The 24,107-nt window shown below is 61.8% G+C and carries 18 protein-coding genes; 9 read left to right on the top strand and 9 right to left on the bottom strand.

All coding sequences use genetic code 11. The annotated features are described in order from the left end of the window. Positions 1–147 precede the first annotated feature (147 nt). The 3 genes from REH34_RS11895 (at position 148) to REH34_RS11905 (ending at position 3,356) form a co-directional block, all read left to right on the top strand. A complete protein-coding gene (locus REH34_RS11895; protein WP_311971742.1) occupies positions 148–2,001 on the top strand; it encodes a DUF4105 domain-containing protein in 1,854 nt (617 codons plus the stop codon). Between the two features lie 184 nt (positions 2,002–2,185). After that, entirely contained in the window at positions 2,186–2,566 is a 381-nt protein-coding gene (locus REH34_RS11900; protein WP_311971744.1) for a hypothetical protein, read from the top strand. Between the two features lie 292 nt (positions 2,567–2,858). Further along, positions 2,859–3,356, top strand: coding sequence for a GreA/GreB family elongation factor (locus REH34_RS11905; RefSeq protein WP_226506385.1), 498 nt, complete (start codon positions 2,859–2,861; stop codon positions 3,354–3,356). Positions 3,357–3,489: 133 nt separating this feature from the next. On the opposite strand, the gene ettA is transcribed toward REH34_RS11905, so the two are convergent. Together ettA and REH34_RS11915 are read right to left on the bottom strand one after the other, a co-directional pair. Then, on the bottom strand, positions 3,490–5,154 hold the full coding sequence (ettA, locus tag REH34_RS11910) for an energy-dependent translational throttle protein EttA (protein WP_226506384.1): 1,665 nt from the start codon (positions 5,152–5,154) through the stop codon (positions 3,490–3,492). 232 nt (positions 5,155–5,386) lie between these two features. Then, positions 5,387–6,712 (bottom strand): MFS transporter, encoded by a 1,326-nt coding sequence (locus tag REH34_RS11915; RefSeq protein ID WP_226506383.1) that lies wholly within the window; start codon positions 6,710–6,712, stop codon positions 5,387–5,389. Between the two features lie 329 nt (positions 6,713–7,041). Here REH34_RS11915 and REH34_RS11920 point away from each other — a divergent pair, with 329 nt between their 5' ends. From REH34_RS11920 to glyA, 4 genes are all read left to right on the top strand, one after another. After that, positions 7,042–8,781: an IlvD/Edd family dehydratase gene (locus tag REH34_RS11920; protein ID WP_226506382.1), complete on the top strand. Its 1,740-nt coding sequence runs from the start codon at positions 7,042–7,044 to the stop codon at positions 8,779–8,781. Between the two features lie 173 nt (positions 8,782–8,954). Continuing rightward, positions 8,955–9,677: a FadR/GntR family transcriptional regulator gene (locus REH34_RS11925; protein WP_226506381.1), complete on the top strand. Its 723-nt coding sequence runs from the start codon at positions 8,955–8,957 to the stop codon at positions 9,675–9,677. 207 nt (positions 9,678–9,884) lie between these two features. Further along, complete coding sequence (locus REH34_RS11930) at positions 9,885–13,730, top strand: EAL domain-containing protein (RefSeq protein WP_311971745.1); 3,846 nt, start codon at positions 9,885–9,887, stop codon at positions 13,728–13,730. Positions 13,731–14,084: 354 nt separating this feature from the next. Beyond that, positions 14,085–15,335, top strand: a complete 1,251-nt coding sequence (gene glyA / locus REH34_RS11935) for a serine hydroxymethyltransferase (RefSeq protein ID WP_226506379.1) — start codon at positions 14,085–14,087, stop codon at positions 15,333–15,335. A gap of 79 nt (positions 15,336–15,414) precedes the next feature. On the opposite strand, the gene REH34_RS11940 is transcribed toward glyA, so the two are convergent. From REH34_RS11940 to REH34_RS11955, 4 genes are all read right to left on the bottom strand, one after another. Further along, positions 15,415–16,881, bottom strand: a complete 1,467-nt coding sequence (locus REH34_RS11940) for a trypsin-like peptidase domain-containing protein (RefSeq protein ID WP_311971747.1) — start codon at positions 16,879–16,881, stop codon at positions 15,415–15,417. An 83-nt stretch (positions 16,882–16,964) separates the two neighbouring features. Then, positions 16,965–17,948, bottom strand: a complete 984-nt coding sequence (gene yjiA, locus REH34_RS11945; protein ID WP_311971748.1) for a GTPase — start codon at positions 17,946–17,948, stop codon at positions 16,965–16,967. A 141-nt stretch (positions 17,949–18,089) separates the two neighbouring features. Continuing rightward, positions 18,090–18,287: a YbdD/YjiX family protein gene (locus REH34_RS11950; RefSeq protein WP_226506376.1), complete on the bottom strand. Its 198-nt coding sequence runs from the start codon at positions 18,285–18,287 to the stop codon at positions 18,090–18,092. Positions 18,288–18,305: 18 nt separating this feature from the next. Further along, a complete protein-coding gene (locus REH34_RS11955; protein WP_311971749.1) occupies positions 18,306–20,372 on the bottom strand; it encodes a carbon starvation CstA family protein in 2,067 nt (688 codons plus the stop codon). 193 nt (positions 20,373–20,565) lie between these two features. Between REH34_RS11955 and REH34_RS11960 the strand changes: the two genes are divergently transcribed. Next, positions 20,566–20,934, top strand: coding sequence for a PilZ domain-containing protein (locus REH34_RS11960; RefSeq protein ID WP_226506374.1), 369 nt, complete (start codon positions 20,566–20,568; stop codon positions 20,932–20,934). A 35-nt stretch (positions 20,935–20,969) separates the two neighbouring features. On the opposite strand, the gene REH34_RS11965 is transcribed toward REH34_RS11960, so the two are convergent. Genes REH34_RS11965 through radA form a run of 3 tightly spaced genes read right to left on the bottom strand, consistent with a single transcriptional unit; the run spans position 20,970 to position 23,302 of the window. Then, positions 20,970–21,671, bottom strand: coding sequence for an HAD-IA family hydrolase (locus REH34_RS11965; protein WP_311971750.1), 702 nt, complete (start codon positions 21,669–21,671; stop codon positions 20,970–20,972). Positions 21,672–21,717: 46 nt separating this feature from the next. Next, positions 21,718–21,951 (bottom strand): BrnT family toxin, encoded by a 234-nt coding sequence (locus REH34_RS11970; protein ID WP_311971751.1) that lies wholly within the window; start codon positions 21,949–21,951, stop codon positions 21,718–21,720. After that, positions 21,935–23,302 (bottom strand): DNA repair protein RadA, encoded by a 1,368-nt coding sequence (gene radA / locus REH34_RS11975; RefSeq protein ID WP_226506480.1) that lies wholly within the window; start codon positions 23,300–23,302, stop codon positions 21,935–21,937. Before radA ends, REH34_RS11970 begins: the two co-directional genes overlap by 17 nt. A 327-nt stretch (positions 23,303–23,629) precedes the next feature. On the opposite strand from radA, the gene mscL reads away from it, so the two are divergent. Further along, positions 23,630–24,076 (top strand): large-conductance mechanosensitive channel protein MscL, encoded by a 447-nt coding sequence (gene mscL / locus REH34_RS11980; RefSeq protein ID WP_311971752.1) that lies wholly within the window; start codon positions 23,630–23,632, stop codon positions 24,074–24,076. Positions 24,077–24,107: the final 31 nt, after the last annotated feature.

Consider the following 24,107-nt stretch of genomic DNA (forward strand, 5'->3'; position numbering starts at 1 on the left):
GAAACATCTGTAGCGAGGGGGCTTGCCCCCCGATTGCGACCCGCCAGCCAACATAGTAGTGACTGATGGGCCGTATTCGGGGGCAAGCCCCCTCGCTACATTTGAATCCGCATAATAGACTTTCGATTTCCGGACGCCGCCACCTCCATGCTCAAACGCCTCGCCTATCTGGCGCTCTGTGCCTGTGCCCCTCTGCATGCCGCCACGGCGGTGGACTCTACCCATCTTCAGCAACTGGCCAAAGATCCGTACTGGATTGCCTTGGGGCATTACACCCCCGGCAAGTTCGGCGGCTGGCGCAGCTATGTCGACGATGCCAAATTCTTCCTCGCCGCTGACGGCGCCCATCATCCGGATCAAGAGCTGCAAGCCACGCTGCAAGCGCTCTACGATTCACCGACGCTGGGCGACAAGCAGGCGCAATGCGTGTATCCGGCCCGCACTCGCTGGCTGCGCGACCAACTGCATCTCACTGACCTGCCGACGGTCGACTGCAAGGGTTTCAACGATTGGTTCAAGGATGTCTCGCCGCACAGCACGGTGCTGATTTTTCCGGCGGCCTACCTCAACAGCCCGTCGTCGATGTTCGGCCATACCCTGCTGCGGGTCGATCAGGCCGATGTCGAAACCGACAAGACCGCGCTGCTCAGCTACGCGATCAACTTCGGCGCTTATATCGAGGGCAGCGACAACAGCATCCTGTATGCCTGGAAGGGCTTGGCGGGGGGCTATCCCGGCCTGTTCTCGATGGTGCCCTATCAGCAGAAACTCGCCGAATACAGCCGCCTTGAAAACCGCGATCTGTGGGAATACCGACTTAACCTGACGCCGACCGAAACCGCGCGCATGGTCGAGCATGTCTGGGAGCTGCAGCAGGTACGCTTCGACTACTTCTTCTTCGACGAAAACTGCTCGTACCGCTTGCTGGAGTTGCTGCAAGTAGCGCGACCGGGGCTGCACCTGACCGATCAATTCCCGCTGACGGCGATCCCCACCGATACGGTCAAGGCGGTCAAAGACGCTGGCCTGGTCGACAAGATCAATTACCGCCCGTCTCGCGAACGCGAACTGCTGGGGCGCGCCAAGCCGCTGAGCAGCGCGGAGCAAGCGCAGGCACTAGCGCTCAGCGAAGAGACCGGCCAACTGCAAAACCCGGCGTTTGTTGCGTTGCCCAAGGCGCGCCAAGCGTTGATCCAGGACACCGCGTTTCGCCTCGAACGCTACCGAGCGACCGGGCAGGAGCGCGATCCGGCACGTACCCGGCGCAGCTTCGAACTGCTGCGCGCCATCAACCAGAATCCGCCACCACCGCTCACCCTGGAACGTCCAGGCCTGCCGGAAAACGGCCACGACTCGCGAACTTGGGAACTTGGCGCGGGCAGCCGCGACGACCGTGCTTACGCCGAATATGGCCTGCGCATGGCTTATCACGACCTCAACGACAACGCCTATGGTTTCCCACTGGGCGCGCAGATCGAGATTCTCGGGCTCAAGGTGCGCCAGTACGAGGGCAACCAATGGCAGCTGCAGCGTCTGGATCTGGCCACCATTCGCTCGCTGACGCCGCGTAATCAAATGCTCCAGCCGCTGTCCTGGCAGGTGAGCAGCGGGCTGGAGCGGGTGCTGAGCAAGCACGGCGACGAAACCCTGGTCAGCCATGTCAACGGTGGCGCGGGCGGTACCTGGCAGCTGAGCGAGCAAACGCTGGGCTTCGCGCTGGGCACCGTGAGGGTCGAGCACAACGCCGATTTCGACGCCTTCATCAGCCCTGCGGCGGGGTTCGATACTGGCTTGCTGTGGCGCAATCCGCTGGGCAACTTCAGCGTCGAAGCGCAAGGGGATTACTTCCTCAACGGCGAGGTGCGCCGCACCCTAAGCCTGAATCAGCAGTGGGAATTGAGCCGCAACCTGGGCCTGCGCCTGAGCGCCCAACGCCAGTTCAGCGGGCTGACCTCGGCGCAGAACGAGGTGATGGTATCGCTCAAGTGGTATCACTACTAAACCCACTGCGAACTCTGCGCGAGGGGGCTCGTCCCCTCGCCAGGGCGATGTGCAATACAGTTTTTTGACAATTACTTGACCGACTGTCGCCAGATCCGCCGCCACACTCCCGCCGTCTATAATCAACCACAGGTGCAGTGCTTTTCGGCGCTGCACTGGCTGTGGTCTATCGGGAGCATCAAACATGCGCCGGCACAGTAGTAAAGTCGCGTTGTTGTCGTTAGCTGGAGTCTTGACGGTGCTGGCCGCACTGGCAGGGTGCCAATCGACCCATGATGATTTGTTGTCTCGTGGCTACCCGCCCGCCTATGCCGATGGCTACAAGGACGGCTGCGGCAGCGGACGCCAGGCAGCGGGGGCGATGGCCACTTTCAACAAGGACGTACCGCGCTATACCAGCGAAACCTTTTATAGCGGCGGTTGGGACGATGGCTTCCGGCAATGCCAGGCGCAGTTGACCAATAGCGACAAACAGCAGTTCGACCAGCATTTCTGGAGTGATCGAGATCGCAACTGGGACCAGGAGAAAGCCCAGGGCGAAGCCAGAGCCTATCGGTCACACTGATAGATAACACGTATCTGGATGCAACTTATTGATCGTTTCGCCTGCCCAAGTTTATGTAACCGGCGTTCAATGCGCCAAAAAAAGTTACAAGCAATTATGGTTTTTCGGCACGTCGGCCCCATCGCGAGGGGCAAGCATGCCATTGCGGTCAGCCTGCTTCATCTGCCCGGCTGACGTGCTGCCATGGGGGCCATCCCCCACGCTACAAGGTTGCCTAAGCACCATGGAATCTCCTGCGGGCAGGAGCGCCATACACCACAGGCATCGACCAAACTCGACTTGGAGACTTGCCATGAGCCGCGCATTCGTCAACGAAGATCACGCCACCGCGCACGCCAGCCCTCCGGTGGAACGACCGATCAGCATGCAACCCAATTACGTGACCGAGAGCGGGATGGCGCAATTGCGCGCCCGAGTGGATGAAGTGCAGGAGCTGCACGCCGAACAGGCAACCTGCGGCGACAAGGCCGACCAGCAATTGGTTGCCGAACTCGAGCGCGACCTGCGCTACTTCCAGCAGCGGATGCAGAGCGCGCAGCTGGTACCGCCGGTGACCTGCACCGAAACCATTCAGATTGGCAGCTGGGCGACCTTCGTCGATGAAACCGGCGCGCAGCAGCAGGTATGCCTGGTGGGCGAGGATCAGGCCGATGTCGCGTTGGGGTTGATCAACTGGGCGTCGCCGCTGGGGCGAGCGCTACTGGGTGCAGCGGTAGGTGATGAGGTGCTGTGGGAACGTCCCGCGGGGAACGTGACTCTGGAAGTGACCGAGATTTCGGTCACACCTTGAATTCGTAGCGCCTGGGCGAGCCCCTTCTCAGGCAAGCCTTGCTCCCACAGACGTACGATTCTGGATCCGTTTGCACTGCCGCAGCACAGCTTGCTGGCGAAGGCGGCGGTATGCGTACCGCCGCCAGCCGGTGTTACGCCAGCTTCTTGTGACGCACGCGGTGCGGTTGCGCCGCTGCTTCACCGAGGCGCTTCTTGCGATCGGCCTCGTACTCGGTGTAGTTACCCTCGAAGAACACCGCCTGTGAGTCGTCCTCGTAAGCCAGGATGTGGGTCGCCACACGGTCCAGGAACCAGCGATCGTGAGAGATCACAATGGCGGCGCCCGGGAAGTCCAGCAGCGCTTCTTCCAACGAACGCAGGGTCTCGACGTCAAGGTCGTTTGACGGTTCGTCGAGCAGCAGGACGTTACCACCCTCCTTCAGCGTCAGCGCCAGATGCAGGCGTCCACGCTCACCACCGGAAAGGTCCTTGACGAACTTCTGCTGGTCGCCGCCCTTGAAGTTGAAACGGCCCACGTAGGTGCGCGAAGGGATTTCGTAGTTGCCGATGCGGATCTGATCGGAGCCGTCGGAAATCTGCTGGAACACCGTCTTGCTGCCGTCCAGATCGTCGCGGCTTTGATCCACGCAGGCCAGCTGCACGGTTTCGCCCACCTCGATGGAACCCGAATCCGGCTGTTCCTTGCCCATCAGCATGCGGAACAGGGTCGATTTACCGGCACCGTTACCGCCGATCACGCCGACGATTGCGCCCTTGGGCATCACGAACGACAGGTTGTCGATCAATACGCGGTCGCCGTAGCCCTTGCTGACGTTCTTGAACTCGATGACCTTGTCGCCCAGACGCGGCCCGGCCGGGATGTAGATCTCGTTGGTTTCGCTGCGCTTCTGGAATTCCTGCGACTGCATCTCTTCGAAGCGCTGCAGACGTGCCTTGGATTTCGACTGGCGGGCCTTGGCGCCTTGGCGCACCCACTCCAGTTCTTCCTTCATGGCCTTTTCATGGGCCGATTGCTGCTTGGATTCCTGGGCCAGACGATCCGACTTGGCTTCGAGCCAGCCCGAATAGTTGCCTTCGTACGGGATACCGGCGCCGCGGTCGAGCTCCAGGATCCAGCCGGCGACGTTGTCGAGGAAGTAACGGTCGTGCGTGATCGCGACCACAGTACCCGGGAAGTCGTGCAGGAAGTGCTCCAGCCAGGCAACGGAGTCGGCGTCCAGGTGGTTGGTCGGTTCGTCGAGCAGCAGCATGTCCGGAGCCGACAGCAGCAGGCGGCACAGGGCCACACGGCGCTTTTCACCACCGGACAGGTGCTCGATCTTTGCATCCCAGGCTGGCAGGCGCAGCGCATCGGCGGCGACTTCCAGCTGGCGCTCCAGATTGTGACCATCGCTGGCCTGCAAGATGGCTTCAAGCTTGGCCTGCTCGGCGGCCAGCTTGTCGAAATCGGCGTCTTCGTCAGCGTAGGCGGCGTAGACCTCGTCCAGGCGTGCCTGGGCGTTCTTGATCACTGCGACGGCCTCTTCGACCACTTCACGCACGGTCTTGCTCGGGTCCAGCTGCGGTTCCTGCGGCAGGTAGCCGACGTTCAGCTCAGGCATCGGCCGGGCTTCGCCGTCGAACTCCTTGTCGACGCCGGCCATGATCTTCAGCAGCGTGGACTTGCCCGAACCGTTGAGGCCCAGCACGCCGATCTTGGCGCCTGGGAAAAAGGACAGGGAGATGTTCTTGAGGATTTCCCGCTTCGGCGGAACAACTTTGCTCAGCCGATGCATGGTGTAAACGTATTGAGCCAAAATCTGGACCTCGCTGGAACGGTGAAAATAGGCGCGAAGCATAAGACAAAAGCACAGGGGCGACTATTCGCGATGAGGGGAAACAAACGCTTTTAACTGACTCTAGGGTAGTCAGCCGCCTTTATAGGCCAAAACTGCTCTCGGCATAAACGACGAACGGCGCCCCTAAGGCGGGACGCCGTCTGAGTCTAACACCAAGTTGCGAGGCGGCTCGCCGCCGAGAAATACCGTCTTATCGAGGTGTCTGGGGGGCCGGATCGGGGGCGAGCCCCGCCGCTACAGGTGCTACGGCCTTTTTCTCCAGTCGCGCATAGACGATCCAGGTCAGCACCACGCCGCTGAGCATTACCGCCGACAGAAAATACAGCCCCGACGACAAGCTCCCGGTGTACTCCTTCAAGGCGCCGATCCCGAACGGGCCGATATAGCCGCCCAGGTTGCCAAACGAATTGATCAAGGCGATACCCGCAGCGGCTGAGGCACCGGACAGAAAACGCCCTGGCAGAATCCAGAAAATCGCCGTCACCGAGAACAGGCTGAACGCCGCCAGGCACAGCGCTGCCAGTTGCAGGCTCGGCAAGGCGAACCAGGCGCTCAGAAACAGCCCTAGTGCGCCCAGCATATACAGCACGGTGAGGTGGCCGTAACGGTCGTTCAAGCGGTCGGAGCTGCGCGGCACGAGCAACAAGCCGATCACGCCGAACAGATAGGGAATGGCCGAGACGAAGCCGGTGGTCAGGTCGCTGCCGCCAAACTGATGCACCAGAGTCGGCAACCACATGCTCAAGCCATAGATGCTGAGCGTGCCCGGCAGGTACAACAGCGCCAGGATCAGCACCCGGCGATCGGTCAGCGCGCGCAGCGGGTTGCTGTGCTCGGTCTGACCGTACTGCTTGCGATCGCTCTCCAGTTCAGCCAGCAACCATTGGCGATCCGCCTCTGGCAGCCAACGTGCATCCTTCGGCGTATCAGGCAGAAACTTCAAGGTTGGCCAGGCCAGCACGATGGCCGGTGCACCGATGGCGATGAACAGCCACTGCCAGCCGGCCAGCCCCTGCACCCCATCGAGCCCCAGCAAGCCGCCCGCCAAGGGCCCGGTCACTAGCAGCGCGAGGGGCTGCGACAGAATGAAGAACCCCAGCACCTTGCCGCGGTTGCGCACTGGGAACCAGCGGGTGATGTAGTACAGCACCCCGGGGAAGAATCCCGCCTCCGCCGCGCCCAGCAGAAACCGCATGACATAGAAGCTCTGCGAGCCTTGGACGAAGGCCATCCCTACCGTGATCGCGCCCCAGGTGATGAGGATCCGCGCGAACCAACGGCGCGCGCCAAAGCGCTCCAGCAACAGATTGCTGGGGACTTCGAAAAGGAAATAGCCGATGAAGAACAGCCCTGCGCCGAAACCGTAGGCTATATCGCTGATACCGAGATCGGTATTCATGTGCAGCTTGGCGAAGCCCACCGCCGAGCGGTCGACGTAGGCGACGAGGTACAGCAGCACCAGGAAGGGGATCAACCTGAGCGTGAGCGTGCGAATGATCCGAGCTTCCGGATGCATAGTCTTCTCCATAATTATTTTTGTAATGGATGGAAGCGTTTTACCGACCGCTCGCAGTGCCGATCTGCGCAAGGCTTCATGGCTCTAGTCAGGCGGCACGGGCCTCATTCGCGCGAAAGCCAAGCCACGGTATTGAGTCAAACCTGTGGGAGCGAGCTTGCATGCGGCGGCGGCGAAGAGGCCAGCACCCGTACCGCAACGACACGGGTCAAGTGCAAAGACAATATAGTATTACTATTTAGCCCGCAATCGTTTCAAAACGGTTTTTTATCCGGTAAAGTCGCCCTATAGCTCTCCAATATAGTCATACAATAAGAGTGATCCGTGCCATGACCGACAAAAAGACTCCGCTTCGCTCCGCGCAATGGTTCGGTACCGCCGACAAGAACGGCTTCATGTACCGCAGCTGGATGAAAAACCAAGGGATCCCGGACCACGAATTCCAGGGCAAACCCATCATCGGCATCTGCAACACCTGGTCGGAGCTGACCCCCTGCAACGCCCACTTCCGCAAGATCGCCGAACACGTGAAGAAAGGTGTACTCGAGGCCGGCGGCTTTCCGGTGGAGTTCCCGGTGTTCTCCAGCGGAGAATCGAACCTGCGCCCGACCGCCATGCTCACCCGCAACCTCGCCAGCATGGATGTCGAAGAAGCCATCCGCGGCAACCCGATCGACGGCGTGGTGCTGCTCACTGGTTGCGACAAGACCACCCCTGCCCTGCTGATGGGCGCTGCCAGCTGCGACGTGCCGGCCATCGTGGTCACCGGCGGGCCGATGCTCAACGGCAAGCACCACGGCAAGGACATCGGCTCCGGCACGGTGGTCTGGCAAATGCACGAAGCCTATAAAGGCGGGCAGATCAGCCTGGACGAGTTCCTCTCCGCCGAAGCCGGCATGTCGCGCTCGGCCGGCACCTGCAACACCATGGGCACCGCCTCGACCATGGCCTGCATGGCCGAAGCGCTGGGCACCTCGTTGCCGCACAACGCGGCCATCCCCGCCGTGGACTCGCGCCGCTATGTGCTTGCGCACCTGTCGGGCATGCGTATCGTCGACATGGTCCGCGAAGATCTGCGCCTGTCGAAAATCCTCACCAAGGCGGCGTTCGAGAACGCTATCCGCATCAACGCCGCCATCGGTGGCTCGACCAACGCCGTCATTCACCTCAAGGCCATTGCCGGGCGCATTGGCGTCGAGCTCGACCTCGAAGACTGGACCCGCATCGGCCGCGGCACACCGACCATCGTCGATCTGCAGCCCTCGGGGCGCTTTTTGATGGAGGAGTTCTACTACGCGGGCGGCCTGCCGGCGGTGATCCGTCGTCTCGGCGAGGCCGGCCTGTTGCCCAACCCCGAGGCGCTGACCGCCAACGGTCAGAGCTTGTGGAAGAACTGCCAGGCGTCGCCGCAGTACAACGACGAAGTGATCCGCCCCCTCGACAAGCCGCTGGTCGCCGACGGTGGCCTGTGTATCCTGCGCGGCAACCTGTCGCCACGGGGCGCGGTGCTCAAGCCCTCGGCGGCGACCCCGGCACTGATGCAGCATCGCGGCCGCGCGGTGGTGTTCGAGAACTTCGACGACTACAAGGCCCGCATCGCCGACCCCGACCTGGATGTCGATGAAACCTGCGTGCTGGTGCTCAAGAATGCCGGCCCCAAGGGTTACCCCGGTATGGCCGAAGTCGGCAACATGGGCCTGCCGCCCAAGGTGCTGGCCAAAGGCGTGAGCGACATGGTGCGCATATCGGATGCGCGCATGAGCGGCACCGCCTATGGCACCGTGGTGTTGCACGTCGCCCCGGAAGCAGCCGCCGGTGGCCCGTTGGCAGCCGTGCGCAACGGCGATTTCATCGAGCTCGATTGCGCCGGTGGCCGCCTGCATCTGGATATCAGCGACGCGGAGCTGGCCGCACGCCTCAGCGATTTGCAACCGGACACCAGCGCCAACATCTTCTCCAGCGGCTACGCACGCTTGTACGTCGATCATGTGCTGCAGGCCGATCAGGGTTGCGACTTCGACTTCCTGGTCGGGTGCCGCGGCTCGGCGGTGCCGCGGCATTCTCACTGAGGCACATCAAACCCTGTGGGAGCGAACGTTGCGAGCGAAGAAGCCGGCCCTTACACCGCATAACGCCCCTAGCGAGCAGCGCTCGCTCCCACAGGGGGCCGCGTTTTCGTCGAAATCCCCTCCGACGGCGATGCTATGATGCCCGGTATTTAGCCAGAGACACTCCCCTCGCTATGGATTATCAGGCTCCAAAACCGCGCAAGAGCATGCATGCCCAGATCGTCCAGGAGCTAGGCATGCACATTGTTTCCGGGCGCTTCAAGCCTGAACACAAGCTGCCGCTGGAGTCGAGCCTGTGCGAGGAATACCAGGTCAGCCGGCCGGTGCTGCGCGAGGCCACGCGGGTGCTCAGCGCCAAGGGCCTGGTGTCTTCCAAGCCGCGGGTCGGCACCGTGGTGCGGCCCCGCGCGGAATGGCATCTGCTGGATCCGGACGTGCTGTTCTGGCTGATGCAGTCGACGCCCCACAGCGAGTTCTTCAACACCTTGGCCGGGGTACGCCGGGTGCTCGAGCCGGAAATCGCCGCCATGGCCGCGAACACCGCCACCGAGGCGGATATCGACACCATCACCCAGGCGTATCAGCGCATGGAAGGCGCGCAAACCCACGAAGTGCGTCTGCAGGCCGACCTGGATTTCCATCGCGCCATCGCCGACGCCACTCACAATGATCTGCTCGCTTATATGTGCAACATGCTCTCGCTGCCCCTGCGTGAGTCGATCAATGTCACTAACCAGCGGCCCAACGTGCAAGAACTCACCTTGCCACGGCACAAGGCCATCCTCACCGCCATCAAGAACCGTGACGCGCTGGGGGCTCGGCATGCTTCGCTGGTGCAACTGGACGATACGCGTAATGCCCTGGACACCGTGATGAATATGCTGACCCCACTATAAAACCTGGGCAACGCTGCTTTGCGTCAAGAATGGCGCAATCGCCGCCAACTGACGATCATCGGGTCTGGCCCTTTGCCACAATTCAAGGCAAGCTAGGCGGCATTAGCGCGTGCCGCCTATAGTGAAATCTGTGAGTGACACGCAGGCGCCAGTTTTGCCCGTGCGACCCCCACCTGCCCAGTCCGCCCTATCGCAGGATGAACCAGCTTGACCCAGTTCCCGCAGCCGTCGCCGTCGCGCCTCAAAGGCCAGGAAACTGGCACATCTCTGCACGGCTCCATAAAAAGCGCGCTGGCGTTGCTCGCCTTGCTGCTGCTGGCGTTGTTGTTCTGGCAACTGATCGACCAATTCCAGCGCACCCAGGCCGAACAGCGCCAGCGCGCGCTGGACTACAGCACCGACCTCACCGCGCAGGTTGATGGCGGCATGGCGCTGTATGCCCAGATCGGCCTCAACCAGATGCTCAGCAACCCGTCCTGGGCGACCTCCACCGACAAGGCCACCCTGCTCGACAATCTGCGCCAGGCGTTGCCCGATCTGCACAGCGTGGCCTGGCTCGACGATGCCGGGCGGGTGATCGCCGACAGCGTGGCGCAAAGCGGCGATCAGGACGAGATCCGCCGCATCGCCGCGCGCACTGCCGGCCAAAGCTACTTCTACAGCAACAGTGCCAACGGTGACTGGATCTACCTGCTGCTCAATCAGCCTGCCAGCCACGACGGCGCGCGCTGGCTGCTGCGCCTGCAACCGGGCGTCTATGAAACCCTCACGCATCAGGCCGGCCGCGCCAGCACCGAGCACTGGCTGCTGGAAAATCACCTGAGCGGCCAGGTCATTCGTCGCGAGGACAATACCCCGCATACCGCTACGCAGCTCACCCCCCAGGAGCATGAGCAGAGCCTGATGATGTCGCGGCTGAGCAACAGCGACTGGCAGCTGCGCACCCTGTATGACGAGTCCCAGGCGCGCCGGGCGCTGATACCGGCGTTGCTGGCCAAGTGCCTGTTGGGGATTCTGCTGTCGCTGCTGCCGGGCGTCGCTCTGCTCAACCTGCGCCGCCGCCAGCGCGAGCTGCAGGCCGGGCGCCGGCGTTATCAGGATATTTTCGAAGGCACCGGCGTGGCCCTGTGCGTGCTCGATCTCAGCGACGTCCAGCATTTTTTGCACGGTATTGCCATCAAGCGCCGCGAAGAACTCGATCGCTGGTTGAGCATCCACCCTGACCGCCTGCCGCTGCTGATGAAACAGCTGCGTATTACCGAAATCAACCAGGTGGCCGTGAGCCTGCTGGGCCCTGATATCAACCAGGGTCAATGGCGGCAATTGCTGGAGGGATCGGACAGCTCACGTGGTGTGGGCTATCAGGTGGTCGAAGCGCTGCTCGATCGCCAGCACGAAGTCGAGATCGAAGTGCGCTTGACCGATGCCAACGGGCCCGATCGACACGTGTGGGTCATGGTGCGCTTCCCCGAGCAGTCCGACGACTACCACGCGGTCATCCTCAGCCTCAGCGACAATACCCGCCGCAAGCAGATCGAGCTCTCGCTGGTGGAGCGCGAGCGGTTCTGGTCCAACGTGGTCAGCACCGTGCCGGACCACCTGTACGTGGGCGACGTGCTCAGCCGGTCGCAGATCTACAGCAACAACCACCTGGGCGAGATACTGGGCTACCGCAAAGGCGAGCTGGAAGAAAAAGGCGAGCAGTTCTGGGAAACCCTGCTGCACCCCGATGACGCTGCCCACTATCACAATCTGCGCCAGCACCAGCGCGATACGGGTTATGCCAGTCCCTTGCAGGTGCAATACCGCTTTCAGCATCTGGACGGCGGCTGGCGGCGCTTCGACATTCGTGAACAAACTCTGGCGCGCGACGCTAACGGGCGGGTGACGCGGATCATCGGGGTGGCCAAGGACATCACCGAGCAACTGGCGGCCAGCGAGTCTCTGCGCGACAGCGAAAAACGCTATCGGATGCTGGCCGAAAGCATCAGCGACGTGATCTTCTCCACCGATAGCCGCCTGCAACTCAACTATGTCAGCCCGTCGGTGCAGACCGTGCTCGGCTACGACGTGGCATCGATCTTCGATCAGGGCTGGCAGGCGATCATCGCCAACCCGGCGCAGCTGGGGAACCTCGAAGCGCTGATCGAGCGTCTCTATCGCGCGCTCGAGACAACCGAGGCGATGGCCGAGCTGCGGCGCACGCTGCATACTCAGCTGTTCCTGTTCGACTGCCTGCGCGCCGACGGCCGCAAGATACCGATCGAACTGCGCCTGGTACTGGTGTGGGACGAAAACGATCAATTCGAGGGCATCCTGGGCGTCGGCCGCGATATCAGTCAGCAGCGTCGCGCCGAAAAAGACGTGCGCATGGCCGCCACGGTGTTCGAGCACTCGACCTCGGCGATCCTCATCACCGACCCCGCCGGCTATATCGTCCAGGCCAACGACGCTTTCACCCGCGTGAGCGGTTACGAGGTGTCGCAGGTCCTCGACGAATTGCCCAAGATGCTCACCGTGGTGGACCAACAGGAAGCCCATCTGGCCTACATCATCAGGCAGTTGCACGAGCGCAGCAGTTGGGAGGGTGAGGTCAGGCTCAAGCGCCGCAGCGGCGAGCATTACCCCGCCTGGGTCGGCATCACCGCGGTGGTCGATGACGAAGGCGACCTGGCCAGCTACGTGTGCTTTTTCAGCGACATCAGCGAGCGCAAGGCCAGCGAGCAACGCATTCATCGCCTGGCCTATTACGACGCCCTCACCCACCTGCCCAACCGCACGCTGTTCCAGGACCGCCTGCACACCGCCCTGCAATCGGCGGAGCGGCAGAAGTCGTGGGTGGTGTTGATGTTCCTCGACCTCGACCGTTTCAAGCCGATCAACGACTCCCTGGGCCACGCCGCCGGCGACCGCATGCTCAAGGAGATGGCGACGCGCCTGCTCGGCTGCGTCGATGACGACGATACCGTGGCCCGCATGGGCGGCGACGAATTCACGCTGCTGCTGCAACCCGGCGCCAGCCGCGAAATCGCCCTCAATCGCGCCATTCATGTAGCCGAGCAGATCCTCGGCAGCCTGGTGAAGCCGTTCGTGCTCGAAGGCCGCGAGTTCTTCGTGACCGCCAGTATCGGCATCGCCCTCAGCCCGCAGGACGGCAACGAGCTGAGCCAGTTGATGAAGAATGCCGACACGGCGATGTATCACGCCAAGGAGCGCGGCAAGAACAACTTCCAGTTCTACCAGGCCGACATGAACGCCACGGCGCTCGAGCGCCTGGAGCTGGAAAGCGACCTGCGCCACGCGCTGGAGCAAGAAGAATTCGTGCTGTATTACCAGCCGCAGTTCAGCGGCGACGGCAAGCGCCTGACCGGTGCCGAGGCGCTGCTGCGCTGGCGCCATCCACGGCGCGGGCTGGTGCCACCCGGGGATTTCATCCCGGTACTCGAAGAGCTTGGCCTGGTGGTGGATGTCGGCGACTGGGTCATTACCGAAGCCTGTCGCCAACTCAAGGCCTGGCACGCGGCCAAGGTACGCGTGCCGAAGGTCTCGGTGAATATCTCCGCCCGGCAGTTCTCGGACGGCCAACTGGGGACGCGGATCGCCACTATTCTCAAGGAAACCGGCCTGCCGCCCGCCTGCCTGGAGCTGGAACTGACCGAAAGCATCCTGATGCGCGAGGTCAACGAGGCCATGTTGATCCTCGACAGCTTGAAGTTTCTCGGCCTGAGCATTGCGGTGGACGACTTCGGCACGGGGTATTCGTCGCTCAACTACCTCAAGCAGTTCCCCATCGACGTGCTGAAGATCGACCGTTCGTTCGTCGATGGCCTGCCGTCGGGCGAGCAGGACGCGCAGATCGCTCGGGCGATCATCGCCATGGCCCACAGCCTGAACCTGGCAGTGATCGCCGAGGGCGTAGAGACCCACGAGCAGCTGGAGTTCCTGCGTGAGCACGGCTGTGATGAGGTGCAGGGTTATCTGTTCGGGAGGCCGATGCCGGCTAATCGGTTCGAGGCGCAGTTCAGCAACGATGCGTTGTTCATGTTCGATTGATTGCGGTGATCTTGCGGGCCTCTTCGCGGGCAAGCCTCGCTCCCACAGGTGGACGCCGCCGGATCTGTCAGCACTCTGGGAATCACAGGTGGACGCCGCCGGATCTGTCAGCACACTGGGAATCACAGGTGGACGCCGCCGGATCTGTCAGCACTCTGGGAATCACAGGTGGACGCCGCCGCAACGCTGGCACTGTGGGAGCGAAGCTTGCTCGCGAACGGCGCGCCGCCAATCTGTCGTCTGATGCAGCCCATATGAATCCCGCTCGTCCAAGGGATGATTGGCATTCATATGCCAGATAACTTTTGATGGGTTAGAATGCCCCCCTTTTCTGACCGATCCTCGAGGACCGCCATGTTCCGCCGTGATTTGACTATTGCCAAGTACGACGCCGATCTCTTTGCCGCCATGGAGCAAGAAGCCCAGCGCCAGGAAGAGCACATCGAGCTGATCGCTTCCGAAAACTACACCAGTCCGGCTGTCATGGAAGCCCAAGGCTCGGTGCTGACCAACAAGTACGCTGAAGGCTATCCAGGCAAGCGTTACTACGGCGGCTGCGAGTTCGTCGACGTGGTCGAGCAACTGGCCATCGATCGCGCCAAGCAACTGTTCGGTGCCGATTACGCCAACGTCCAGCCACACGCCGGCTCCCAAGCCAACTCGGCGGTCTACCTGGCCCTGCTGCAGGCGGGCGATACCATCCTGGGCATGAGCCTGGCCCACGGCGGTCACTTGACCCACGGCGCCAGCGTCAGTTCGTCGGGCAAGCTGTACAACGCCATTCAGTACGGTATCGACGGCAATGGTCTGATCGACTACGACGAAGTCGAGCGCCTGGCGGTCGAACACAAGCCGAAAATGATCGTGGCCGGCTTCTCTGCCTACTCGCAGATCCTCGACTTCCCGCGCTTCCGCGAAATCGCCGACAAGGTCGGTGCCTACCTGTTCGTCGACATGGCCCACGTGGCTGGTCTGGTCGCGGCAGGCGTGTACCCGAACCCGGTGCCGTTCGCCGATGTCGTGACCACCACTACCCACAAGACCCTGCGCGGTCCACGTGGCGGCCTGATCCTGGCCCGTGCCAACGCCGACATCGAGAAAAAACTCAACTCGGCCGTTTTCCCTGGCTCCCAGGGCGGCCCGCTGGAGCACGTGATCGCGGCCAAGGCGATCTGCTTCAAAGAGGCGCTGCAGCCTGAGTTCAAGGAATACCAGCAGCAAGTGGTGAAAAATGCCCAGGCCATGGCTGGCGTGTTCATCGAGCGCGGCTTCGACGTAGTGTCGGGCGGTACGCAAAACCACCTGTTCCTGCTGTCGCTGATCAAGCAGGACATCTCTGGTAAAGATGCCGACGCCGCCCTGGGTCGCGCCTTCATCACCGTCAACAAGAACTCCGTACCGAACGATCCACGCTCGCCGTTCGTGACCTCGGGCCTGCGTTTCGGCACCCCGGCCGTCACCACCCGTGGCTTCAAAGAGGCTGAGTGCAAGGAACTGGCCGGCTGGATCTGCGACATCCTGGCTGACCTGGGCAACGAAGCGGTGATCGACGCCGTGCGCGAGAAGGTCAAGGCCATCTGCGCCAAGCTGCCGGTTTATGGCTGATCGCGTTGATGTGACATGAAAAGCCCGGCTCAGTGAGCCGGGCTTTTTGTTACTGATTGAAAATGCATCCGTTATCGAGTCAGGCCTCAGGAATCGAGTGCACCTTGAGCTCCGAAAGCGCCCCATTGCTATCGAGGCCGTAGGCACACAACTGCAGCGGTGGTTCGTCCAACCCGCGGACCATCGCTATATTGTGATCAAAGAAGACGTAACCCTCCTCATCACTGCAGTCGACTTCGCCCGCCAGACCGCGCTTGAGTTTCAAGGTGGTGGTGTGTGGCTGGGAGACATAAGTGAGAACCAACAGCTTGCCGTCATCGCTCCACTCATGGCTTATGCGGGGCGCGCGAGCTGGGCTGGGATCGTGGAGCTGTACCGCGTGCGTCACACTGTTGCGTAGCAGGCCTGGCCAGGATCGCTGCTGGTCGGACTCTACCCCCAAAATACACAGCGCGTGCACACCTGTCTGCGTCGGCAGGATATCGTCGATCACCGCGTCCTGAGCGTCCAGCGCTTGGCTGTAGCCCACTGCGCTTTCGCACTCCTGGGCGTCGCCAACCGCCTTGTAACGATAATGGGGTGTGCTGATGCTGAACCGATAATTCCAGCTAGGTGCAATCAGCTCTCCGCGCTCATCCCGACGCATTTTCATATCCTGCAAAGGTGGCTGATCGGCGTCGGGAATCACCGAGAAGCTGGGCTGCAAGCCGCAGCCCTGACGGGTGCTGTCAAAGCGCCCTTCGGCAAAGCAGGCGGGTAGATGCTCTACGGTCGAGCCGTAGTTGGTGACGTCGCGCCAGTGCGCGACGCCGTCCACAACCTCAAAGGGCGCGTTCTGACGACTGTCTGCCGAACTGCCACCGGTCGTGGTGCCAATCACGGCGAACACGCGGTTTCCCGCAGGATCGATAGCAGGGGCACCAGACACCCCTTGGGTCACGCCACGGCAGTTGTTCTTGACCTGGTGCCGCCAAACCCAGGGTGCCTCGATAAGGGTGCCGGCCCATTCCGACTTGCAGCCAGACCACTGCAGGGTGTCTGCACCAGGGATACCGAGTATCACCATTTCACTTCCGTCGACAGGCTTGGTCGTAAGCGCCAACGGATTGATCCCCGCCTCGGTCAACTGGTCCAGCGTGCTGTCGAGTTCGATAATGGCCAGGTCGGCCCCGTGCATCGCCGACCATTTGACCTGGCTTAGCGCAACACTGGTCCGGGTTTCAGCGGTGTCCTTGAAATAATTGAACACCACCGTACCCTCAATGGGCTGGTCAAGGATGACGCTAGAGGGAGACTTGTCGACGCAGTGGCCAGCGGTGAGTATGTAGGCAGGCGTTTGAGCGTGGTCGGCACTGCGCGTATCGATGAGGAACGCCGTACACCCACTGGCGGAAGTTTCCAGCTTACCGACTCCATTCCACAGCGTATTCAGACCGTCGGCATTATCCAGAAAGCGTGGCGCTGGAGGGTCGGCCATTACGGCCGGTGCAGTGAGAGTCAGTGTCAGTGACAGCCCGATAGCAGCCCGGTAACGATGCAGATTCATGGCGAGTACCTTGTCTTTGGATGAACCAAGACTCTAGGAGCGCCAGGCACTTGCCAGTCATTACATAATCATCGCGTCAGGATTCAGGGCTCGCTCTCAATCTCATCGAGCATGTCCTCAAACGAGCGGCGGATATGCGCTTCGGGCAGCTCATCGGCAATGAACACCATCACGCTTTCACGGGATTCATCTTCACCCCACTCGGTATCCCAGTCGAAGCCATACAGCTTCAGTACACCTTGGAACACCAGCCGCCGCGATTCCCCTTCGATGTTCAGCACGCCCTTGTAGCGCAGCAATTGCTTGCCGTGGGTTTCCAGGAGGCCGTTCATGAAATCGCTGAGGCGATCGATGTGCAGTGGCTTCTCGGTGCGCAGCACCAGGCTCGAGATACGGTCCGCCGAGGTACCGACGACAGGCCGCAGACTCAGACCACCGCCCAGGTCGGCATTGAGGTTGAAGCCACGCACATCCAGCAACTCGGCGAGGTCGATCTCGCCCTGCTGAGCGATACGGATCGGTGCCCGTCGGTTGATGCGGGTCAGGCGCGCGCTCAGCGCATCGACGACATCGGCTGCAACCAGATCGGTCTTGCTCAGCAGCAGGCGGTCGGCAAAACCGACCTGCGCCTGGGCGATGGTCTGGGCCAGATGGGTATCGGCATTGGCGGCATCGACCAAGGTGATGATGCCGTCGAGGATGTAGCGCTCGCGCAGCTCTTCGTCGATGAAGAACGTCTGCGCCACCGGGGCCGGATCGGCCAGACCAGTACACTCGATGACCAGGCGATCAAAGGCAATGGTGCCGTTATCCAGTCGTTCGAGGAGCAGGTACAGGGCCTTGGTCAGGTCGGTGTGGATGGTACAGCACACACAGCCGTTCGCGAGGGTCATGACCTGCACCGGCTCGTCGCCCAGCAGGTGGGTGTCGATGCTGGTTTCACTGAATTCGTTTTCGATCACGGCGATTTTCAGCCCGTGTTCGGCGCGTAGCAGGTAGCGCAGCAAGGTGGTCTTGCCGGCGCCGAGGAAGCCGCTGAGGACGGTGACGGGGATGGGAAGGGTCAAACGTTGCCTCCAACTTCAAAAATGCGTGTCTCGTATGTAGCGAGGGGGCTTGGCCCCGATGACGGTGTATCAGCCAGATTGAGATGACTGAAAGTCCGCAATCGGGGGCAAGCCCCCCCTCGCTACAGGATTAGCGGAGCGTCAACAGCACTTGGGCCCGCCCTTGCCGCCGTAACGCGCCTCTTGGCGCTCTCGGAAGAACGCCTCGTAGCTCATCATCGGCTTGTCCGGATGTTCGGTCTGCATGTGCTCGACATAATTGTCGTAGTCAGGCATTCCGACCATCAGGCGCGCAGCCTGGCCCAGGTATTTGCCCAGCCGGCTCAGGTCGTTGAACATGGCGCTACCCTCGGTTGATCACACATTGGGCTGCGCCTGGAATGGTGCCTCCTTGTCGGTGCGTTCCTTCTTGCCCCAGGCCGCAACGCCGACCTTGATCGCGAAGAACAGAATCGCGAAGACCACGAACAGGAACAACCCGGTCAAGGTCGCGTTGGTGTACGCGTTGAAGATCACGTGCTGCATTTGCTCGACGCTCTTGGCCGGCGCGATCACCTGACCGGCCGCCAGGGCGTCGCTGTACTTCTTGGCCAGCGCCAGGAAGCCCACCGCCGGGCTGGCATCGAACAGCTTGATAAAGCCTGCCGTGGTGGTGCAAATCAACAGCCACACCGCCGGCACCAGCGGCACCCACACATAGCGCTGACGCTTCATCTTCACCAGCACCACCGCGCCGAGCATCAGGGCGATACCGGCCAGCATCTGGTTGGAGATACCGAACAGCGGCCACAAGGTGTTGATGCCGCCCAGCGGATCGATCACGCCTTGATACAACAGGTAGCCCCACAACGCCACGCAAATGGCAGTGGCGAGCACGTTGGCGCCCCACGACTCGGTACGCTTGAGTGCGGGCACGAACGAACCGAGCAGATCCTGCAGCATGAAGCGCCCGGCACGGGTACCGGCATCGACGGCGGTCAGGATGAACAGCGCCTCGAACAGAATCGCGAAGTGGTACCAGAACGCCATGGTGTTCTGGCCGGGCAGCACCTGATGAAGGATCTGCGCGATACCGACCGCCAGCGTCGGCGCGCCACCGGCGCGGGCCAGAATGGTGGTTTCGCCAATGTCGTGGGCAACCGCCGTCAGCGCTTCAGGGGTAATGGCGAAGCCCCAGTTGCTGACTGCCGTCGCCACGGCAACCACATCACCACCTACCACGGCGGCTGGGCTGTTCATGGCGAAATACACGCCAGGCTCGATCACCGAAGCAGCGACCATGGCCATGATCGCCACGAACGACTCCATGAGCATGCCGCCGTAACCGATGTAACGTGCGTTGACTTCGTTATCCAGCAACTTGGGCGTAGTACCCGACGAGATCAGCGCGTGGAAGCCCGATACCGCGCCACAGGCGATGGTGATGAACAGGAAGGGGAACAGCGTGCCTTTCCACACCGGCCCGGTGCCATCGGTGAACTGGGTGAGCGCCGGCATTTTGAGCTCGGGCATGGTCACCAGAATGCCGATCGCCAGGGCGATGATGGTGCCGATTTTCAGGAAGGTCGACAGGTAATCCCGTGGCGCGAGGATCAGCCATACCGGCAGCACGGCGGCGACGAAACCATAGCCGATGAGCATCCAGGTGATCTGGATACCGGTGAACGAGAAAGCCTTGGCCCACACCGGATCTGCGGCGATCTGGCCGCCAGCCCAGATGGACGCCAGCAGCAACACCACGCCAATCAGGGAAATTTCGCCGATGCGGCCAGGGCGGATGTAGCGCATGTAGACGCCCATGAACATCGCGATCGGGATGGTCGCCATGACCGTGAAGATGCCCCAAGGGCTCTCGGCCAGCGCCTTGACCACGATCAGCGCGAGTACCGCGAGGATGATGATCATGATCAGGAAGCAGCCAAACAGCGCGATGGTGCCAGGGATGCGGCCCATTTCCTCACGCACCATGTCGCCCAGCGAGCGGCCGTCGCGACGGGTGGAGAGGAACAGGACCATGAAGTCCTGCACCGCCCCCGCGAGCACCACGCCGGCGATCAGCCACAGCGTGCCGGGCAGATAGCCCATTTGCGCCGCCAGTACCGGGCCGACCAACGGGCCTGCACCCGCGATCGCGGCGAAGTGATGGCCGAACAGGATATGTTTGTTGGTCGGGACGTAATCGAGTCCATCATTGTTGACCACCGCCGGCGTGGCGAGGTTAGGGTCGAGCTGCATCACCTTGGTGGCGATGAACAGGCTGTAGTAACGGTAAGCGATCAGGTAGATCGCGACAGATGCCACTACGATCCACAAAGCGTTGATCGGTTCACCTCGGCGCAGGGCAACGACACCCAATGCGCCCGCTCCTATGACTGCCACTACGAGCCATGGCAGATGGCGTAGCAGACTATTATTATTTTTCATGTTTTAGTTCCAGCTAGGGGATACGGAAACCAGCCATTCGAGTTTAGCCAGAGTTACGCCAAAGAGCACCCCCACGTTCGTCCTAGAGGCGTGGCATGGATATTTTTATGGGTCGCAGGTGCGGATTGTCGACCGGTTCGCCATCGCCTTCGGCGCGCTGAGCTATAGTCAGGCAACCCAGGAGAGATCGATCATGACTGACACCCACGCCGAACGTCGGCGCTTCGTACGCATTGCATTCGACGCCAAGACCGAACTGAGCCAGGCCGGCCACAGTTGGTCGGTGAAACTGCTGGACCTGTCCCTCAAAGGGCTGCTGATCGAAAAGCCGCAGCCTTGGGAAGGTGACCCCCAGCAGGCGTTTACCGCCAACATCCACCTGAACGACGACACCCCCGTCGTCATGGAAGTCGAGTTGGTACACGACGACCACAACCAGCTGGGCTTTCACTGCAGCCATATCGACGTGGATTCAATCAGCCACCTGCGGCGCTTGATCGAGCTTAACCTGGGCGATGAGGCGGAGCTGGAGCGAGAGCTGGCGGCGTTGCTGGCGGTGTGACTGCAAGGGATGAACGCCAGGCCTGACGTTTCTCGTCAACGCGCCGGCAACCCCCAAGCTTGCGGCACAAATGCCTCGAGGCTGGGCAACAAGCCGTCGGCGTGGGTGTATTTGCTGGCAGGCATCGCCGAGTCGGGTACGGCAAGAGCGAACATGCCAGCGGCCTTGGCGGCGGTGATGCCGAAGGGTGAATCCTCGAACACCAGACAATCGGCCGGGTTCACGCCCAGGCGCTCGGCGGCGACCAGAAAGATGTCCGGCGCGGGTTTGGCCGCGCCTACCTGCGGGTCGTCCGCCGTGACGATGGTATCGAACAGCGCGAACCACTCACGGTGGCGGGTGATCTTCAGATCGAAATAGTGCAGCGAAGAGCTGGTGCCTACCGCTACCGGGATTCCGTGGGCCTTGAGGTGCCGCACCAGCGCCTCCGCACCCGGCATAGCGCCGGCCTTGGGGAAACGCTCGTACATCAAAGGCGCACGAGCCTCCATGAACTCCTCGGGGCTGAGTGGCAAGTCCAGTGCGCTGACGATGTACTTCGACAGGTCACCGGCCCCAAGACCGATGGTGTTCTGCTTGATGCTCCAGTCAAAGGTGCGACCGTAGCGATCAGCGATGATCTGCGTGACTTCGGTGTACACGCCCTCGGTGTCGAGCAACAGCCCGTCCATGTCGAAGATCACTGCCTTGACCGGCCCGTAGCCTTCAGCGACTGCATTCAAAGGTGTCGAGCTCATGGGATACGCCCTCAGCTGATAATTGATCGCAACAACCTAGCACAGATTAGCGCTGCCCTGCTGGCACAGCGATCTGCCTTGATGTGCGTGTAGGTAATGGCGCAGTAACTTCACGTGTGGCCCTGCGGGCCGAAATGAAGCGTATGACATTTCCTGTCGATCTGGTGAAAACCACTACACCCACCCGCGACACCCTCCAGCCAATGCCAACCCAGCGCTCCTCGCCATTATCGGCGCGCTTGTCGCAAAGGGTCAGCATCGGTTTACTCGAACAATGCATCCAGCGCCTGTTCCAGCCGCGTCACCGCAATGACCTGCAATCCAGGCGGATTCTCCTTCGGCGCGTTGGCCTTGGGCACGATGGCGCGTTTGAAGCCATGCTTGGCGGCCTCCTTGAGGCGTTCCTGGCCGCTGGGCACCGGGCGCACTTCGCCAGACAACCCGACCTCGCCGAACACCAGCAGGTCGTTGGCCAGGGGCCGGTTACGCAGGCTCGACATGATCGCCGCCAGCAAGGCCAGGTCCGACGCGGTCTCGAGCACCTTCACGCCGCCCACCACATTGAGGAACACGTCCTGGTCGTGGGTGGGGATGCCGCCATGGCGATGCAGCACCGCCAGCAACATGGCGAGGCGATTCTGGTCGAGGCCGAGGGTGACGCGGCGCGGGTTGGCCAGATGACTGTCGTCCACCAGCGCCTGCACTTCGACCAGCATGGGCCGGGTGCCTTCCCACGTGGCCATGACCACGCTGCCGGGCACTTCTTCCTGCGCACGAGTCAGAAAAATCGCCGACGGATTGGAGACTTCCTTGAGGCCACGATCGGTCATGCCGAACACGCCCAGCTCGTTGACGGCGCCGAAGCGGTTCTTCACCGCGCGCAGCAAGCGCAAGCGGCCATCGGATTCGCCTTCGAAATACAGCACGGTATCGACCATGTGCTCCAGCACCCGCGGCCCCGCCAGCGCGCCTTCTTTGGTGACGTGGCCGACCAGGAAGATCGCCGTGCCGCTCTGCTTGGCGTAGCGCACCAGCAGCGCCGCACTCTCGCGGACCTGGGACACGCCACCGGGGGCGGACTGCAACTGCTCGGTGAAGATGGTCTGGATGGAGTCGATCACCATCACCTTGGGCTGCTCGACCTTGGCCGTGGCGATGATGACCTCGATGCAGGTCTCGGTCATGACCCGCAGCTTGTCCTGGGGCAACCCCAGGCGCCGCGCACGCATGGCGACCTGTTGCTGGGATTCTTCGCCGGTGACGTACAGCGCCGGCATGCGCGTGGCGATATTGCACAGCGTCTGCAACAGGATGGTCGATTTGCCGATACCGGGGTCGCCACCGATCAGCACCACCGACCCATCGACCAGGCCACCCCCCAGGACGCGATCCAGCTCGGCGGATGCGGTGGAGAAACGCGGGATTTCCTCGACGCTGACTTCTGCCAAGGTCCGGATCTGCGCCTGCTGGCCCGTCCAGCCGGTGCGCCCGCTGGGCGGTGCGGCGGAGGTCTGGTCGAGCACGGTTTCCACCAAGGTGTTCCACGCGCCGCACTCGCCGCACTGTCCGGCCCATTTAGGGAAGGTGGCGCCGCACTCGGTGCAGCCGTACATGCGCTTGGCCTTGGCCATGGAAACTCCTGGGGCAAAAGTCGCCATGATACCGCGCCTGCCGCCGCCCGTGGCCAGACACTTACTTGTGGTGAGGGGGCTTCTCCTCAATGCGGTGGACCAGGCACCCATGTGTTTTCCGACCCGTTGCAATCGGGGGCAAGCCCCCTCCCTACAAGGTGAGCAATGGCTGGATGAAACTTTGCGGCGCGGCGCGCGAATAGGGCTAGGCTCAAATTCGACAAAACTTCTCGCTAATAACCGTGTCACTAAAAACGGGCGTAGAGCATGAAACAAGGCTGAATTACACTGCGTCGACCAACCTCATCTGTAACAAGGAATATCTAAATGAGCGTGCTAAGTGAATTCAAGGCCTTTGCGGTCAAGGGCAATGTAGTCGACATGGCCGTTGGTATCATCATCGGCGCTGCATTCGGCAAGATTGTCTCCTCCTTTGTCGGCGATGTGATCATGCCGCCTCTGGGGTTATTGATTGGTGGCGTTGATTTCAGCGACCTCGCGATCACCCTCCGGGCAGCGGAAGGCAACGCCCCGGCCGTGGTATTGGCCTACGGCAAATTCATCCAGACGGTCGTCGATTTCATCATCGTCGCGTTCGCCATCTTCATGGGCGTCAAGGCCATCAACCGCCTCAAGCGCGAAGAAGCCAAGGCTCCAACCCTGCCACCGACCCCGAGCAAGGAAGAAGTGCTGCTGGGCGAGATCCGCGATTTGCTCAAGGATCAAAATGCCAAAGCGGTTCCGACTGTAGCGGCGCCTGATAGGCTGGTTTGAGCCTGCTGGATTCGCGATCGGGCTGCCGGCC

Origin of the sequence: Pseudomonas baltica (assembly GCF_031880315.1) — a bacterium.
In the GTDB taxonomy this organism is placed as follows: domain Bacteria; phylum Pseudomonadota; class Gammaproteobacteria; order Pseudomonadales; family Pseudomonadaceae; genus Aquipseudomonas.

What these genes read in the sequence shown, in the direction of transcription:
- REH34_RS11965 (WP_311971750.1), bottom strand. Translation starts at nt 21,671, where the DNA reads ATGAGCTCGACACCTTTGAATGCAGTCGCTGAAGGCTACGGGCCGGTC.
- REH34_RS11925 (WP_226506381.1), top strand. Translation starts at nt 8,955, where the DNA reads ATGGATTATCAGGCTCCAAAACCGCGCAAGAGCATGCATGCCCAGATC.
- REH34_RS11895 (WP_311971742.1), top strand. Translation starts at nt 148, where the DNA reads ATGCTCAAACGCCTCGCCTATCTGGCGCTCTGTGCCTGTGCCCCTCTG.
- REH34_RS11950 (WP_226506376.1), bottom strand. Translation starts at nt 18,287, where the DNA reads ATGTTCAACGACCTGAGCCGGCTGGGCAAATACCTGGGCCAGGCTGCG.
- REH34_RS11915 (WP_226506383.1), bottom strand. Translation starts at nt 6,712, where the DNA reads ATGCATCCGGAAGCTCGGATCATTCGCACGCTCACGCTCAGGTTGATC.
- REH34_RS11955 (WP_311971749.1), bottom strand. Translation starts at nt 20,372, where the DNA reads ATGAAAAATAATAATAGTCTGCTACGCCATCTGCCATGGCTCGTAGTG.
- REH34_RS11960 (WP_226506374.1), top strand. Translation starts at nt 20,566, where the DNA reads ATGACTGACACCCACGCCGAACGTCGGCGCTTCGTACGCATTGCATTC.
- glyA (WP_226506379.1), top strand. Translation starts at nt 14,085, where the DNA reads ATGTTCCGCCGTGATTTGACTATTGCCAAGTACGACGCCGATCTCTTT.
- radA (WP_226506480.1), bottom strand. Translation starts at nt 23,302, where the DNA reads ATGGCCAAGGCCAAGCGCATGTACGGCTGCACCGAGTGCGGCGCCACC.
- REH34_RS11970 (WP_311971751.1), bottom strand. Translation starts at nt 21,951, where the DNA reads ATGCATTGTTCGAGTAAACCGATGCTGACCCTTTGCGACAAGCGCGCC.
- REH34_RS11905 (WP_226506385.1), top strand. Translation starts at nt 2,859, where the DNA reads ATGAGCCGCGCATTCGTCAACGAAGATCACGCCACCGCGCACGCCAGC.
- REH34_RS11900 (WP_311971744.1), top strand. Translation starts at nt 2,186, where the DNA reads ATGCGCCGGCACAGTAGTAAAGTCGCGTTGTTGTCGTTAGCTGGAGTC.
- REH34_RS11920 (WP_226506382.1), top strand. Translation starts at nt 7,042, where the DNA reads ATGACCGACAAAAAGACTCCGCTTCGCTCCGCGCAATGGTTCGGTACC.
- mscL (WP_311971752.1), top strand. Translation starts at nt 23,630, where the DNA reads ATGAGCGTGCTAAGTGAATTCAAGGCCTTTGCGGTCAAGGGCAATGTA.
- REH34_RS11940 (WP_311971747.1), bottom strand. Translation starts at nt 16,881, where the DNA reads ATGAATCTGCATCGTTACCGGGCTGCTATCGGGCTGTCACTGACACTG.